This is a genomic window from Swingsia samuiensis, from assembly GCF_006542355.1.
Lineage (GTDB): Bacteria > Pseudomonadota > Alphaproteobacteria > Acetobacterales > Acetobacteraceae > Gluconobacter > Gluconobacter samuiensis.
Window position 1 is genome coordinate 1 of record NZ_CP038142.1, and the last position, 15870, is coordinate 15870.

Here is a 15870-nt window from a genome sequence, read left to right on the forward strand (position 1 = left end):
ATGAGTACGCAGAAACCTCAAGTTTCCCCTACACATATTGATCCATTTTTACCTTATCTCGCTGATCTTCCATTACGCGATCAGCGTGAAATGATGGAACGCCCTTTTTTCAGTCTAGCCAAATCAAAGCGTACGAAGCCAATCGACTACCGCAGCCCAGACGGAAAACAATGGGTCCATGTTTCCCCCAACCCTGATTATGGGATGGCCACAATCTGGGATGCTGATATCCTGATGTATTGCATTAGTATTCTAGCTGACATGGCTCGGCGCGGCATAAACGATATCCCCCGTAAACTGAACCTCATGCCTTATGACCTTTTACGAGCTATCGGACGTCCAACCACTGGCCGATCATATGAATTGCTCGGGCAGGCACTCGATCGTCTCGTTTCAACTACTATAAAAACTAATATCCGTGCCCAAAATCGACGTGAAGCAACATTTTCATGGTTGGATGGTTGGTCACAATTGGTCGACGATCGAACTGAACGTGTACGCGGTATGACAATCGAGCTATCAAACTGGCTCTATGAAGGTGTATTAATGACAGGAGGTGTGCTCTCGGTTGATCGCGCTTATTTCGATATTTCTGGTGGTCGTGAACGGTGGCTCTATAAAGTCGCACGTAAACATGCCGGTGGAGCAGGAGAGGCTGGATTTGCCATTTCAATGCCAACACTTTTTGAAAAATCAGGAGCAGAAGGACTCTACCGTCGTTTTAAATTCGAAATATCTAAATTAGTCGAACGGAATGAACTTCCTGGTTATAGTCTAACCCTCGAGACAGTAGCCAGTAAACGCGAACCTATCGTACGGATGCACCGAATTATTCCTCCTACTACACGGACACTTAGTGAGCCATCTTCAACTACTCGAATCAAACAAAAAACAATTGATACCAATACGTCGACAACACGCGATGTAACAGCAACAACCTTTTCTATTCTACGATCAGAATTCCCCGGATGGGATTTCGAAACTCTTCATCAAGAGTTTCGCTCGTGGATTGATGCTGATCCCAGTCGAACACCTGCAAATTACCAACAGGCATTTATCGGCTTTGTTCGTAGGTATGACGCCAAAAATAAGCACATCCTTGGTCGCTAAAAATAAAAACATTCAGTTTTATTAAGCTTACCTTTTAGCGTTCCCGAAATATCGTGTTAATTATCATAGATGGTCGTAAATATATTTATCATACTCAATTTGAACCAATTCACTCCTAATATCCACACTATACCTTCAGCATATAAGGTCTTATCCACACCTGATACATACCATCGATACTTCAGGAACGAATAATCGACATTTCAGGAACAGTTCTGTCGATACTTCAGGAACGAATAATCGACATTTCAAGAACGATTTTTTAGGAAAAATCATTTTATTTCAACGTATTAATAATGATATTTTTCACCTTAACTATTAAACATTTTAATTAACTTTTTAAAAAAATATTTGATAAATGATTGTCTATAAAAATAAAAAATTAAACTTCTTTATTTTCAAAATATACATAAGGTAAACCGGTTCTGCCACGTTAAATTCATCGTGTTAGACGGAACAGATGAACAAGGCCCCAGTGACTTACAAATGACATCGCTTTCCACGTGAGTTATTGCGCACGCGGTATGGTTGTATTTCCATTTCCCTTTGAGCTTTCGCTTGTTTGAAGAATGCTGCTCGAACGTGGGATGAATGGTGTCGTATGAGGCCATTCGTCGCTGGAGCCTGAAGTTTGGTATGGCTTATGTACGTCGTTTAAAACGCAAAGTCGCCAAAGCTGGAGATGTATGGCATCTCGACGAAGTAAGCTCAGGACCCATTGATCTGGGCGGGTGAATATGATTCAGGCTTTGTGAGGAGACTGAAGATGAGCGACCTGTATTGGCTGACGGACGAGCAGATGGCCCGTCTGGAGCCCTTTTTTTCGAATAGCCATGGAAAACCTCGGGTCGATGACCGCCGTGTGTTGAGCGGGATCATTTTCGTGAACCGCAATGGCCTGCGCTGGCGTGATGCGCTCCGGGAATACGGTCCACACAAGACACTCTACAACCGCTGGAAGCGCTGGAGTGCTATGGGGATCTTCATCCGCATGATGGAGGGACTGGCCGTCGGAAAGGCAGAGCCTCAGACCATCATGATTGATGCGACCTATCTCAAGGCACATCGCACGGCGTCGAGCCTGCGGGTAAAAAAGGGGGTTCAGGCCGCCTGATCGGGCGCACCAAAGGGGGCATGAATACGAAGTTGCATGCTGTCACCGACCGGAACGGACGTCCGCTCGACTTCTTCATGACAGCGGGCCAGATCAGTGATTACACCGGTGCTGCTGCCCTTCTGGACAGCCTTCCGGCAGCCCAATGGATGTTGGCAGACCGGGGCTATGACGCTGACTGGTTCAGGGATGCCCTAGAGGAAAAAGGGATCAAACCCTGCATTCCGGGACGGAAGTCTCGCGGGGAAACGATAAAATACGACAAGCGGAAATACAAAGGCCGCAACCGTATCGAGATCATGTTCGGAAGGCTCAAGGACTGGAGACGGGTCGCAACACGCTATGACAGATGCCCGACCGTCTTCTTCTCGGCCATCTGTCTCGCCGCAACCGTCATATTCTGGCTATGAGTCCTGAGCCTAAAGATCGTAATTAAAAGAAGGTCTCATTGGCTGTGGCGTGCTGTCGATCAAGATGGTTATGTCCTTGATAAAATATTACAAAAATGACGGCAATAGCAAAGCCGCTAAGTGCCTTTTGACCCGTCTTTTGCGTAAGCAAGGCGTTCATCCACGGTGGATGTCAGAGGTTCGTCTTCACCTTCTCTACCGTTCGTAATCTCTTTGTTCCACCCGCCGCTAACATCAACGCTATCACACGACACAATCATCGCATCCAAGCCTTCGCACAATGGAAGGTCGCAGCCTCTCTCGCTGTGTGAAATCCACTCGGAAATGCTTCTCACAACTTCCAAAAATTAATGTGACAGCTCCGGCGCGGGAGATGGCTCGACAATGTGTTCATCAAGCGGCATAACAACAACCGGTTATAGCTTATCAGGCCCGAAAAACTGTCCGAACGAAGGGGGCCACGTCTAAGGGAGTGAGTAAGTTGGTTTTTGACTTTTCGAAACTGGGAAGCGCAAAATCGAAGCAGGCCCCCACCGACCCTATCAAAATCTTCGAATCGCTACCTAGTTTAAAGGGGACGCCCAACGATCTGTGGCGCGGCCAGGATCAGGCGCTCTCCGGTTGGAACAAAGTTAGGGCTAAAAACGATGTCTTGATCTCTCTGAACACCGGCGCAGGAAAGACAATCGTGGGCCTGTTGATTGCTCAAAGCTTAGTGAACGAAGGTATCGATAATGTCATCTACGTTTGTTCGACCATCGATCTTGTAAATCAAACCTCAAACGAAGCCGACCGCATTGGGATCGATCACACGATACGTGTTTGCAGCTCGTATTCGAACGACCTTTTCGAAATCGGGAAAGCGTTTTGCATCACTACCTATTCGGCGCTCTTCAACGGCCATAGTTCGATCAGAAAACGGCACTTCCCAGGCGCGATCATCTTTGATGACGCGCATGTTGCTGAGGCGACGTTGCGCAGCGCTTTTACAATGAGGATCGATATCCGGGAGCAGAAAGACCTGTTTGGCGAGATCGCCGACTTGTTCGAGCCCCATTTCAAGGAGCTGGGGATTCGTTCGCGTTTCCGGGATAGCCTAAGCCAGGAACACCATTCGACCGCCTTTGTGGCTCCTGGCGGCCTGTACGAGCGAAGCGAACGCCTGCTGGAGATATTCAATCGGTATAAGCTTGACCAGCATGCGGATCTGAAATTTCCGTTCGCATGGCTAAAGGACAATCTCGACGCCTGCGCCGCCCTGTTCACACGGGGTGTGTTTGAAATCGGTCCGCCGTTTCTGCCATCCCTCGCTCTGGATATCTTCGAGCAGCCGCTCCGCCGCGTGTATCTCTCTGCCACGCTGCAAAGCCAGACTGAATTCGTCCGTGCGTTCGGGCGCTTACCCACGGCCACCGTCATGCCCTCGAACGATGCGGGTAACGGCGAGCGGCTAATCATTAACGGCCGTCGCGTTAAAAAAGGACTAGGAGCGGCTTTTGTCAGCAAGCTTGTCGATACGCGTAAGGTCGTGATCGCGATCCCGGACTATAGCTCCGCGATCAAATGGGAGGACATTGCTAAACCGCCGGCAACGGAGGACTTTTCCCAGGAGCTTACTGAATTCAGAAAAGCGAAGCACGGTGCCTTCGCGTTGGTTTCTCGCGTGGATGGGATCGACCTCCCACATGAAACATGCCGAATCATGGTGGTCGACGGTCTTCCATCGGGCATGTCTCTAATTGAGCGATTCCAATGGGAATATCTCCGCATGAAAAATGTCCATGCGGTACGAGTGGCTAACCGTCTCGCTCAGCTTTTCGGACGGATCAACCGCGGCCGGAATGATTATGGCGCCTTTCTGCTTGAGGGGGAGGACATCAACAAGTGGCTGGACAACGACAGGAACCTGTCTTTGCTTCCGCCACTGCTGCAAAAGCAGGTCCACGTTGGCAGGGAAGTACATGATTCCGGCCAACTCAAAAGTCAGAAGGATGTCATTGCCTTGGTCGATTCCGTTCTCGGCCGGGACAAGGGATGGTTGGATTATTACGAGCGCGAGGTAAAGCTCGGCGAGCTAGACAGGGATCAGCTGGCACGGGCTGAGGTTGCCGAGCCGTTTCTCATTAAAGCAGCGTTGTCCGAAGCGCGCTACGCTGCAGCCATGTGGAGTGGCGATCTTGCCACTGCTCGGCGAGAGCTGGAAAAGACCGTTGATCAGACTGCAACGCATGATACCCCTTTGGGGGGCTGGCATACTCTGTGGCTGGGCGCTGCCTATGAGCGCGGAGGCGACCGAGAGGCCGCGCTACGAGAATATGCGATCGCGATGAAGCGTCTGGGCCGGTCTATGACGCTTCCCAGGGCAACAGTGCAGCCAGTCAAAAATGACGGGCAGGAGCTGAATGAATTCGGCAGGTCGATATGGGATTTGCTGAGCCATGAGGCTGGCGCGAAATTTGAAAAGGAACTTGAGAAGTTCGCCAGGCCTCTCAATCTCATTGACAGTGGCACGCCCAATCAAGCTGAAGCCGGCATGCGAGCATTGGGCGAATTGCTCGGCTTGACCTCGACGCGACCTGACAACGATGAGGGCATTGGGCCGGACGTTCTCTGGCGGGATGAGAAGAACGCTAAGATGCTGGCGTTCGAGCTTAAGACTGACAAGGACGAGTCGGGCACCTATTCCAAAGACGATATAGGTCAGGGTCACAATCATATCGAATGGCTAGAAAAGAACTACTCTGATTTCGATCTTCTCGGTCTCCTCTTCGTGGGACCGAAGGGCGTGGCTAGCAATAAAGCGTCACCATCACAAGAGATGGGACTGTGCTGCACCGCTAGCGTAGTGGCGCTGCGTGATGCCGTTCTCGCTCTGGTTGAAGACATACGGAAGAAGACCCCGATGGAGCGTTTCATAGCCATCAAGACCGAAACGGATCAGCCCTGCTGGAACTTAGAGAAGATACACGGACGCTTGCACGACAAGGAGTTGTGATCGTTAATGACTATGCGTCAGCCTCGGAGGAAGGCTCTACTTAGAGCATGATCTTACCTAATGAGTTCGTTTTAGGATACCCGTCGGGTTGGAAATCTGCTTCAAGGTTCCTGCCGGGCAGGATGGGGGCGTTTGCGGTAGGGGGCGAAATCCTACGCTAAGCCTCTTCTGGAGGGCAGGGAGCTGTCACATTAACTTTTAGAAAATGGTAGAAGTATTTCTGTGTGGCTTTCATGCAGGGAGAGAGGCAGCGGCCTTCCATTGTTCGAAGGCTTGAATGCGATAAATGTATTGTGTGAGAGCGTTGGTATTAGCGGCGGGGAGCGCAAAGAGATTACGGACGGTAGAGAAGACGGTTAAAAACCTCTGACATCCGCTTGGTGATCTGAATTTTTGCATGGTCCGTTCCCGTTTTCGCAGCGGTAAATGGCTGTTTTCTACTCGATTGTTTAGCCCTTTATGAGACAGGTATCGAACAGACAGACGAAGTATACGTTTCGCGGCCCCATAGGATTTTATCTTATCTGTGATTATCCGCCGTGGATGTACGCCTTGCTTACGCAAAAGGCGGGTCAGTAAACGCTTAGCGGCTTTGGTATTGCGCCGTTTTTGTAAGATTTCATCAAGGATATAACCATCTTGATCGACAGCACGCCACAGCCAATGAGGCTTTCCTTTAATTACAATCCTCACTTCGTCGAGATGCCATACATCTCCAGGCTTGGCGACTTTGCATTTTAAACGACGTGCATAAGCCATACCGCATGGGCTATGAGTTCACGTGGAAAGCGATGCCGTTTGTAAGTCACTGGGGCTTGTTCATCCACTCCGTTTAACACGATGAACTTAACGTAACAGCACCGTCTGAAGGACTGGGAAAAGCCCGATACAATCAACACGGACAAAGCCTCGACCGGTGATGGCATTTTAAATGCGCGAAGCAGAGATTACTATTTAGGGTGGGACAAAAAGCTATGGCATAAACATAATTTTTATCCAATTCCAACATAGGGCTCTTTTATTTTTGAGAATAAACATATAGAGAAAATAAGCATATACAAATTGACAGAATTAAAAATAAATATCTAATTAGTTTATTAGATATTCTGTCCGTTTTTAAAGAAATTATTAATAATATAATAGAAGCCAAAGGAAACAAAAATCCAAAAGGCCCAAATGGAAGATTCTTAAAAAAAAGCGGGATAACAGGTGCTGTCACGTTAACTTATGATGGTTGTGATAAGCGCTTTTAAGGTTCATTCATGCAGCGAGAGAGGCCGCAACCTTCCACTGTTCGAAGGCTTGAATGCGATGACTGTGTCGTGTGAGAGCGTTGGTGTTAGCGGCGGGTGGAATGAAAAGATTACGGACGGTAGAAAAGACAGAGACGAACCTCTGACATCCGCTTGGTGATCTGAATTTTTGCATCACTCGTTCACGTTTTCGGAGCGGTAAATGACTATTTTCAGCACGGTTATTCAGGCCTTTATGGGAAAGATGTCGAACAGATAAGCGGAGTTTCCGCTTTGCCGCTCCGTATGATTTCAGCTTATCCGTAATGATGCGCCGCGGACGCACGCCTTGCTTGCGCAAAAGGCGAGTCAGTAAACGCTGAGCGGCCTTGGTATTGCGTCGTGTCTGTAAGATTTCATCAAGGATATAGCCGTCCTGATCAACGGCACGCCATAGCCAATGAACTTGGCCACCAATAACGATCCTCACTTCGTCGAGATGCCATACATCGCCAGGCTTGGCAGCTTTGCGCTTTAAGCGACGAGCATAAGTCACACCAAATTTCAGGCTCCAGCGACGAATGGTCTCATACGACACCATCATCCCACGTTCGAGCAGCATTTCTTCAATCAAGCGAAAGCTCAAAGGGAACCGAAAATACAGCCACACTGCATGGGCTATCAGCTCACGCGGAAAACGATGCCGTTTGTAACTTACTGGAGGGATACTCATGTCCGTCACTTAACACGCTGAACTTAACGTGACAGCACCCCAACGCTCTCACACGACACAATCATCGCATCCAAGCTTTTGCACAGTGGAAAACCGCAGCCTTTCTCGAGGCATAAGTTAACGTGACAGCACCATTAAAAGAAAAGGAGAAATAAAATGTCTGAAATAGATCCACGTTCTGATATTCGTGAATACATTAAAAAATATGGCGTATTAAAAAATCAAAGGAATGTCTCTGAAGAGATCTGTCAAAAATATAAAGGAAAATTACCACAAGCACTGATACAGTTTTGGCGTGAATATGGAATTGGAACGTGGTTAGACGGAAAATTTCAGTTTTGTATTCCTTCTGACTATGCAGATATTGTTGATATTCTCTTTGAAGGAGATCCCGACATTCGTCCCCAGAGAACTCATATCGTGGGGTTTTCAGCTTTTGGTGATCTACTTATTTGGAATGAAGACCTACAAACTTGTGAAGTAAATTTACCATTATCAACTATGAAAATATACCAATGGAACTATAATGAATTAGGATCGAAAAATTATTATTTAAAAGGCCCCATTGCAGCTTTGAGTTTTGATCATAGATACAATTTCCCTACCGATAATAAAAATTATACGTCTTTATTTAAAGAGACATTAGATGTAATCGGAGAAATCACTTTAGGTGAATGTTATGGTTTCTTTCCTGCGTTAGCCCTTGGTGGTGTTCCTGCTCTTAAGCATATTAAAAAAGTTGATGCTAAAGTTCATTTCAACATGTTAGCTCAAATGGGGCCTTTACGTATCCGGCGTTTAAATGAGCAAGAAGAAATTGAATTTTTCCGCTATGCAGGTGCAGAGCAGTAGAAAATTTTGAACAGGAAGGAACTTTCATAATATTTCCTCCTGTTAATTAACATCCCCACAATTTCTGAGCGATTTGGTGCTCTTCCTGGCCTGAGGCATTGGCGTAGATAGCCGTGGTGGAAAGCTGAGCATGCCCCAACCATTTCTGAATGAGATTAAGCGGGATCCCTTTTGAGACTGCGGCCACACCAAACGCATGCCGTAACCCTTTAGGCGATGCAGCGGGACCTGAAAGGCCTGCCTCTTGCATGACCCGATGCACCATGCGCCACCCCGTCATGCGCGCCACAGGCCATAACCGAAGCGATTGCCCTCGATCGCGTTTCTTCTGCGCCTGACGTACCCCATGCACGAGATCCAGCGTTTCTAAAACAACCGGCGGCACGGGCACGGCCCGATAAATCCCGGCCTGACGTTTCTTTAAACTCTCAAAGATCACCACTCCTGCAACCAGATCCACCCGATCGGCCGTTAAAGCAAGCGCTTCTGATAAACGACATCCCGACCAGGCGAGTAACAAACATAAGCTCCGCACCTCCCGCGGGAAATGCTCTGCAGCCTTTAAAAAACCAGCCCGCTCTGATTCAGTTAGGTATTTCCGTGCCCCGGATGGATCAAAGAGCTGCATGCCGGTTAAGGACCCGGACCCATCCGCATGAAAAGACCGAGGGGGTGATATCCCCTTTCGCGTTTTCAAACCTGAACGAGGCGATGAGCCGCGCTGAGACGAACGAGAAGCGGTCATGGTTTGTCTTTCAGCTGATAGCCACGGCGTTGCTTCTTCTGCACCCAGTGCTGGAGGGCTTCTTGCGCCTTGTTAGGTTCCTCAAAAATTTCAGAACGTTCTTGCCCAGTCGTGCCAATCCGTCCCCAAGACCGGGTCAAACAAGAATGACCAAAAAGATCGATCCCCACCTCCAGCTGGTAAAAGCGCCAACAGTGACGCGACGGCTCAATGCGTTCCAACCGAACCGGATCTGAAAAGAGGGAAAAAGGCTTTTTGGTCATAATCTCTTGAGTAATGTAACACAAAGAGGAAAAAAGACCAAAGGCGGATGGGCGAAACCGGGATGGGCTTAGATGGAGAGAAGGGGGGTGTGTTACACTATAAGCCATAACGTAACACAGCTTATTCGCTCTTCTTCGCATCCTTCGTCCCCATCCCCGTCACACCAAGGGTGCAATGGTGTATGAAGAAATCAAAAAATACTGAGATAAGGGGAGATGAGATAGGCTGCTATAAGGCGCTATAAGGCGCTATAAGGCTTAAAAAGCCATTTTAATTTCGTCCCTCTGTCAACACAAAAATAATGAATTCACCTTTATTTTCAGAGAGATCTGCTCCGGCTTATGTTTTTTGATTGTCTCGACTGCACCATATGGATATACAAATTGAATATACATGAAGGATTTAAGATGCTGACCCGCACAACACTCTTCTTGTCGAACCGTTCTCAAGCGGTGCGTCTTCCCAAAGCTGTTTCTTTTGCCTCCGACCTGAAAGAGGTGGTCATCATTCCCGATGGTGCACGCCGGATCATTGCACCAGCCGATGCAGCTTGGGATGACTTTTTTACGTCACCCGGTATTGAACTCGCCCCTCGCAATCAGCCCGAGATACAGGAGCGTGAAAGCTTTTGATGCTCCGCTACGCACTCGACACGAATTTCTGTATTCGTGTATTGCGCGATCGACCTCAGAGCTTAAGAGAACGCTTTAACGAGAATGCGAATGCGCTCTGCATTTCTGATGTTGTCTTGTATGAACTCCTCTATGGTGCAGAAAAATCTCAGGATCCGGTAAAACATCGGCGACAGGTCGAGCTTTTTGGGTGCTGTCACGTTAAGTTCAGCGTGTTAAGTGACGGACATGAGTATCCCTCCAGTAAGTTACAAACGGCATCGTTTTCCGCGTGAGCTGATAGCCCATGCAGTGTGGCTGTATTTTCGGTTCCCTTTGAGCTTTCGCTTGATTGAAGAAATGCTGCTCGAACGTGGGATGATGGTGTCGTATGAGACCATTCGTCGCTGGAGCCTGAAATTTGGTGTGACTTATGCTCGTCGCTTAAAGCGCAAAGCTGCCAAGCCTGGCGATGTATGGCATCTCGACGAAGTGAGGATCGTTATTGGTGGCCAAGTTCATTGGCTGTGGCGTGCCGTTGATCAGGACGGCTATATCCTTGATGAAATCTTACAGACACGACGCAATACCAAGGCCGCTCAGCGTTTACTGACTCGCCTTTTGCGCAAGCAAGGCGTGCGTCCGCGGCGCATCATTACGGATAAGCTGAAATCATACGGAGCGGCAAAGCGGAAACTCCGCTTATCTGTTCGACATCTTTCCCATAAAGGCCTGAATAACCGTGCTGAAAATAGTCATTTACCGCTCCGAAAACGTGAACGAGTGATGCAAAAATTCAGATCACCAAGCGGATGTCAGAGGTTCGTCTCTGTCTTTTCTACCGTCCGTAATCTTTTCATTCCACCCGCCGCTAACACCAACGCTCTCACACGACACAGTCATCGCATTCAAGCCTTCGAACAGTGGAAGGTTGCGGCCTCTCTCGCTGCATGAATGAACCTTAAAAGCGCTTATCACAACCATCATAAGTTAACGTGACAGCACCGGTACTAATTCTTTTTTACAATACCGGAAAAATGTATTCTTCCAGCGTTACTCTCAAAATAAGGATACCACCCTTTCTGGTGCTGTCACGTTAAATTCATCGGGTTAGATCTAGGTATGAAATGATTTTTGCATGTTATTGGCCTCTTAATTTTAGAATGCAAGAAAGTTATCACCTAATAAAAATGTATCGAAACGAGATTATATAATGCTTGAAAGAAATACTTCGTTCGTTAAAGGCCATACGATGCGCCTGGACGATTACCGATTTGGTGGTCCGGGAAACATAGGCACTCCTGATAAGCCTTCTATTTGGCTTTGCGGTATCGAGTTCGGTGAAGCTCAAAATATAAATTCTAATTTGGCTGAAGAAGAAGGGTATTCGGTCGAAAAGCAATGGGGTTGGGGCTATAATCGAAAAGCCCATAAGCTTCTTTGTTGTATTGAAGGCTATCCGATCAGCGAAGCTTTTAAATTCGCCAAAGAGCGGAGTATTTTTGCGTCCCCTGACTGCAATTACATGCTCACAAACCTTTTTCCTGAAAACTGCCTAACCGTTGATACATGGTCGGCTGAGGCGCAGGAACGTACGGGTTTTGCGCGGAAAATAGACTATATTAATCATGTTAGAAATGTCTGTTTTAAAACGATGAGAACACAGGTGAAAACTCATAAACCAAAGTTGTTTATTGGCGTGGGTGTGGCGCATGAGCGTGATTTCGTAAATATCGTCTCAGAGCCTGAAATTAAGTGCGAACTTACTGAGTTTAAAGTTGGAAGATATACGAAGCGTATAAGACTGTATCGGGGCGAAACGCCACTCGTAGTGATACCGCATCTGAGTAGTGCAAGTGGCCTCAACAGCAATGAATCTATCGAGAAATCTGGGAAAATCATTCGTGAATGGTTGCTGTAAAAGAGATGATACGATGTTCAGGTCAGTATGTTCAATAACAGGTATAAACAGCAAATAGCTCTTCGGGTAATGTAATCAAGGCTTTAAAGAATAAAAGAAATAACCTCTATGACTTATCATCTTCCTGGTTTTAGCTTTGATCCTCCAGAAAACACACAAGATAATAGTATTATTGCATTAACCCTTTCCCCTCCCAATACAACACCTTTTAATGTTCACTTTATACATTCTCCTATCCCTTTAGAAACAACGCTTGAGGAGTTTATAATAAAGGATCTGACAATTCGAAAAGAACATGATGATTATATTTTAAAGTGGAAAAAACCATATCAACAAACAAATCTATCTGGATTTATTCTTGCAGGATTTATAGAAGAGACAGATGAACGTCGTCTTTATATTTTATCAGGAAATAAAGTGTTAATTTTAACGGCACATACACAAGGAATATTTTCTTCAGAACAACTTCATACATTAAATCAACTTGTCCAAAGTCTACGGGTTAATACTCAAAACGAGATATGAAATGTTAATAAGCATAGCGAAAGAGGCCTTATAATGGGAAAACCTGCGGCACGTATAACAGATATGCACATTTGTCCTGAAACGACAGGGACAGTTCCTCATGTCGGAGGACCAATTATTAAAGGCTCGGATAACGTATTTATTAATGGACTTCCTGCGGCCAGAATTGGAGATAACCTCATCTGTCATGGTCCAATGGATATCATAGCAGCAGGATCGCCTACCGTTTTAATTAACGGAAAACCTGCGGCTCGCATGGGAGATCAAACAGCACATGGCGGGGTAATTATTAAAGGAAGTTCCAACGTCATTATTGGCGATGGGGGAAATTTTGGAAACAATATTATAGGTACGCCTTGCCCTAAAAAAGCAGCATCAAGCGGTGCACCATTTTACGACCCATCATAAGATTATATTTTATGCCTCAGGACAGATCTATTAAAGAAATACGGAATAAGCTCTCACAATGGTCTCAAGCCCCCATTTTCGTGGCTTTAGATGGAGCATTATTCAATAATCTTCCACGTCTTTTAGACGATGCTGGGTTTAACGCCCTTTCACTCTTTATCGAACAAACGGACCCAGAGAGTATCCGGGTTTCTCCTCAGTTTGTCAGCGTTCCTCATAATCGATTGGAAGAGTTTTTAAATATTCCAAAGGTAAGCAAAGGATGCGTTTTCTGGAATGCTCCTAATTGTGAGCCTATGAGCTTTTATCGTCACCTACGGAGCCTTTCCATGGTGCGAATTCCTTATAAAAAACAAACAACAGCTGACGCCCACCGTACTCGAATGGTTTTTTTTCGGCATTTTGATCCCGCAACAGTTGCTATTACTCTCCCTGTTCTCAGACCAGAGCAACGTGCTCGACTGTTTGGTCCCGCTCAATCATTACTGATTGATGCTCCAGAAGGGGTCTTGGAAGCCAAAAAACAGTCCAATTGGCCGCCGCCAGAAAAAGGTTTTTTAACGTTTGATGCAGAACAAATGGCCCGCATATCAGAAGCGCTTGCTTTACGGTCCAAACGCGCCATTGCTTCCTATTTACGCGATACGGCGTCTCAGAAAACAGCACATTTATCGGATAATGAATTGCTTACATATATAAGCCAACAAGAAAAAATTGCGCACGAATATGGAGTGACAAGTGAAGCTGGAATAGGGCGTTTTTGCTGGCTTCAACTCATGTCGGATGGAAAATTCATTCAAATTAAAACAGTTCAGATCATGATACGCAGCCCTGAAAATAGTCCAGATGATAATCTGATTAAGATCATGGATCAGATCGCCTATATACAAAGTCAGCGAGAGAGTGGTTTATGAGTGACACAACATCTGACACTTTTGAAGGTTTAATTTTTCTCGGTATTTTTGGAATAGCGTATGAGACTATTTATGCTCAAAATTTGGCTCACACACAGCTTAAAAAGAAAGCGGATTCAGAGCCTTGTATTGAATGTGGAGATATTCCCTGTTTCCCAGGCGGACCTACTCCACAAGACCGAGCTGAAACTCAGGCAGAACTAAATAAGCAGGAAGAATTTATTAATAGTATGTCTCCTCAAGAAATGAGGAAACGTATTCTTGAGGCTGATGGAAGAAAAAAACAAACGGGATCTTATCGACCTGAGGGGGATGCCGCAGATAGAGCTTTAACAAGAAAAGGTTATTATCAACAAGAGGTAGATACACTAAGACTTGAAAAAATAAAGCGAGGGATTCCAGAAGAGCAAGCAGAGGAAGAGGCTAAAGCAGAAACTGATAAAAAGATACAAAGACTTGATGCTGCTCATATTATAGACTCTATCATCGGAGGTAATAAAGAAGATGCCTGTTTTATGTCTATGGGACCTAGAGGAGCAAACAGACGAGTAGGAAGTGCATGGGCTCGTAAAGGTCGACGACAAGCTTTATTTAATGCTGTTAAAAATGCTATAAAGACGGGCAAACACAGAATGGATATTCATCTTGAGGTGTGTGAAGAGAATATGGGGACTGACCCCTGTGTGGATTTGCCTGACCCTGATATAGTACCTGATAATAATTCATCGACCTCATTGGATAAATGAAATGACAAAATTATCTTCTGGATTTCAATATCTTATTAAAAAATTTGGACCTCCTCAGAATGGAGAACCAGTTCCAAAAGAAGTTCGAGAGGCTTATGCGTCGCGGGTTCCACAGACAATGCTGGACTTTTGGGAGGAATATGGAACAGGTCTTTGGCTAGACGGATATTTTCAACTCTGTCGTCCAGATCAATATCAAAGTCTAGTTGATTTTATTCTTCAAGGTGATCCAGATTTTCCACCAGAAAAATCTGTTTTAATTGGTTTTTCTGCTTTTGGGACGCTGTTGATTTGGAATAATAAAAATTACTTTCTCAAAATATCATTATACAATAAAATAGCTTACTCTTTTCATCTTTCTCCTGATTTCCCTATTCTTCCCCCAGATAAAGATATTTCGGCCGTCCTTATAAGTATAGATAGTGAAGTTTTTGACTACCTAGAGCGTACAAAGGAAGCAAAGCCTCTTTTTAAACGTGCTCTAAAAAAGTTGGGCCCATTAGCTTATGGTGAGTGTTATGGGTTTATTCCTGCTTTAGAACTTGGAGGACGTGAAGTGTTGGAAGAAGTCCATAAACGTCCAGCACGCCCTTATTTCCAAATGGTAGCAGATCTCGACCCGATCGCGCTGCGTTATAATGACCTTGAAAATCATCAAGTTCGTTTTGTTCGCTACCTTGGAGAGCCGGCAGCTTAAATTGGCTAAATGATGAGATGCTATCAGGCGGTTGAACGGTGCTGTCACATTAACTTATGGAACCGCGAGAAGCATTTCCGAGTGGATTTCACACAGGGAGATAGGCTGCGACCTTCCATTGTGCAAAGGCTTGAATGCGATGACTGTGTCATGTGAGAGCATTAGTGTTAGCGGCGGGTGGAATGAAGAGATTACGGACGGTAGAAAAAACAAAGACGAACCTCTGACATCCGCTTGGTGATCTGAATTTTTGCATCACCCGTTCACGCTTTCGGAGCGGTAGATGACTGTTTTCCGCACGATTATTCAGGCCTTTATGGGAAAGATGTCGGACAGATAGGTGGAGTTTCCGCTTTGCCGCTCCGTATGATTTCAGCTTATCCGTAATCATCTGCCGTGGACACGCTCCTTGCTTACGCAAAAGGCGGGTCAGTAAACGCTGAGCGGCTTTAGTATTACGTCGTGTCTGTAAGATTTCATCGAGGATATAACCTTTTTGGGTGATGTCACGTTAACTTTTCATACGAATATTATAGCAATTTGTTTATACGATACGGATAAAGACAGCATAAATATTACGTCGATATAGCATT

Annotated in this window: 15 protein-coding genes and 5 pseudogenes; 15 read left to right on the forward strand and 5 right to left on the reverse strand. The window is 45.9% G+C overall.

Annotated features, from left to right (window positions below; all coding sequences use genetic code 11):
* The 5 genes and pseudogenes from E3D00_RS10315 (at nt 1) to E3D00_RS10325 (ending at nt 5629) form a co-directional block, all read left to right on the forward strand.
* Nucleotides 1-1110 carry a replication initiator protein A gene (locus tag E3D00_RS10315; protein ID WP_141462472.1) on the forward strand — a complete coding sequence of 370 codons (1110 nt, stop codon included), beginning with the start codon at nt 1-3 and terminating at the stop codon, nt 1108-1110.
* Nucleotides 1111-1570: 460 nt separating this feature from the next.
* Nucleotides 1571-1842: pseudogene (locus tag E3D00_RS10735) on the forward strand (IS6 family transposase); the annotation flags it as partial.
* Nucleotides 1843-1876: 34 nt separating this feature from the next.
* A protein-coding gene (locus tag E3D00_RS10320) for an IS5 family transposase (protein WP_141462474.1) occupies nt 1877-2634 on the forward strand; the annotation gives its coding sequence in 2 pieces (ribosomal slippage) (nt 1877-2198 and nt 2198-2634; 759 coding nt in all).
* Between the two features lie 15 nt (nt 2635-2649).
* A pseudogene (locus E3D00_RS10745) lies at nt 2650-2945 on the forward strand (DDE-type integrase/transposase/recombinase); the annotation flags it as partial.
* A gap of 161 nt (nt 2946-3106) precedes the next feature.
* A complete protein-coding gene (locus E3D00_RS10325; RefSeq protein ID WP_246091544.1) occupies nt 3107-5629 on the forward strand; it encodes a DEAD/DEAH box helicase family protein in 2523 nt (840 codons plus the stop codon).
* A 231-nt stretch (nt 5630-5860) separates the two neighbouring features.
* On the opposite strand, the pseudogene E3D00_RS10330 reads toward E3D00_RS10325, so the two are convergent.
* Nucleotides 5861-6391 (reverse strand): annotated as a pseudogene (locus E3D00_RS10330) (IS6 family transposase); the annotation flags it as partial.
* 498 nt (nt 6392-6889) lie between these two features.
* Complete coding sequence (locus E3D00_RS10335; protein ID WP_141462476.1) at nt 6890-7594, reverse strand: IS6 family transposase; 705 nt, start codon at nt 7592-7594, stop codon at nt 6890-6892.
* Nucleotides 7595-7750: 156 nt separating this feature from the next.
* Here E3D00_RS10335 and E3D00_RS10340 point away from each other — a divergent pair, with 156 nt between their 5' ends.
* Nucleotides 7751-8446, forward strand: coding sequence for a GAD-like domain-containing protein (locus E3D00_RS10340; protein ID WP_141462477.1), 696 nt, complete (start codon nt 7751-7753; stop codon nt 8444-8446).
* Between the two features lie 46 nt (nt 8447-8492).
* On the opposite strand, the gene E3D00_RS10345 is transcribed toward E3D00_RS10340, so the two are convergent.
* The gene (locus E3D00_RS10345; protein ID WP_141462506.1) at nt 8493-9074 is read right to left on the reverse strand and encodes a tyrosine-type recombinase/integrase; all 582 of its coding nucleotides are present in this window, start codon (nt 9072-9074) and stop codon (nt 8493-8495) included.
* A 113-nt stretch (nt 9075-9187) separates the two neighbouring features.
* The gene (locus E3D00_RS10350; protein ID WP_141462478.1) at nt 9188-9454 is read right to left on the reverse strand and encodes a WGR domain-containing protein; all 267 of its coding nucleotides are present in this window, start codon (nt 9452-9454) and stop codon (nt 9188-9190) included.
* A 408-nt stretch (nt 9455-9862) separates the two neighbouring features.
* Here E3D00_RS10350 and vapB point away from each other — a divergent pair, with 408 nt between their 5' ends.
* From vapB to E3D00_RS10395, 9 genes and pseudogenes are all read left to right on the forward strand, one after another.
* Nucleotides 9863-10087, forward strand: coding sequence for a type II toxin-antitoxin system VapB family antitoxin (gene vapB / locus E3D00_RS10355; protein ID WP_141462479.1), 225 nt, complete (start codon nt 9863-9865; stop codon nt 10085-10087).
* Nucleotides 10087-10275: pseudogene (locus E3D00_RS10360) on the forward strand (PIN domain-containing protein); the annotation flags it as partial. The gene vapB and the pseudogene E3D00_RS10360, both read left to right, overlap by 1 nt.
* 40 nt (nt 10276-10315) lie before the next feature.
* Nucleotides 10316-11020, forward strand: a complete 705-nt coding sequence (locus E3D00_RS10365; protein WP_141462476.1) for an IS6 family transposase — start codon at nt 10316-10318, stop codon at nt 11018-11020.
* A gap of 298 nt (nt 11021-11318) precedes the next feature.
* On the forward strand, nt 11319-11987 hold the full coding sequence (locus tag E3D00_RS10370; protein ID WP_141462481.1) for a hypothetical protein: 669 nt from the start codon (nt 11319-11321) through the stop codon (nt 11985-11987).
* Nucleotides 11988-12095: 108 nt separating this feature from the next.
* Nucleotides 12096-12512, forward strand: a complete 417-nt coding sequence (locus tag E3D00_RS10375; RefSeq protein WP_141462482.1) for a hypothetical protein — start codon at nt 12096-12098, stop codon at nt 12510-12512.
* A gap of 33 nt (nt 12513-12545) precedes the next feature.
* Nucleotides 12546-12920, forward strand: a complete 375-nt coding sequence (locus tag E3D00_RS10380) for a PAAR domain-containing protein (RefSeq protein ID WP_181442029.1) — start codon at nt 12546-12548, stop codon at nt 12918-12920.
* 11 nt (nt 12921-12931) lie between these two features.
* The gene (locus tag E3D00_RS10385) at nt 12932-13834 is read left to right on the forward strand and encodes a DUF4123 domain-containing protein (protein WP_141462484.1); all 903 of its coding nucleotides are present in this window, start codon (nt 12932-12934) and stop codon (nt 13832-13834) included.
* The gene (locus E3D00_RS10390; protein ID WP_141462485.1) at nt 13831-14580 is read left to right on the forward strand and encodes a polymorphic toxin type 15 domain-containing protein; all 750 of its coding nucleotides are present in this window, start codon (nt 13831-13833) and stop codon (nt 14578-14580) included. Before E3D00_RS10385 ends, E3D00_RS10390 begins: the two co-directional genes overlap by 4 nt.
* Nucleotide 14581: 1 nt before the next feature.
* A complete protein-coding gene (locus tag E3D00_RS10395; protein ID WP_141462486.1) occupies nt 14582-15277 on the forward strand; it encodes a GAD-like domain-containing protein in 696 nt (231 codons plus the stop codon).
* A gap of 148 nt (nt 15278-15425) precedes the next feature.
* Here E3D00_RS10395 and E3D00_RS10400 read toward each other — a convergent pair.
* Nucleotides 15426-15788 (reverse strand): annotated as a pseudogene (locus tag E3D00_RS10400) (IS6 family transposase); the annotation flags it as partial.
* Between the last annotated feature and the right edge of the window lie 82 nt (nt 15789-15870).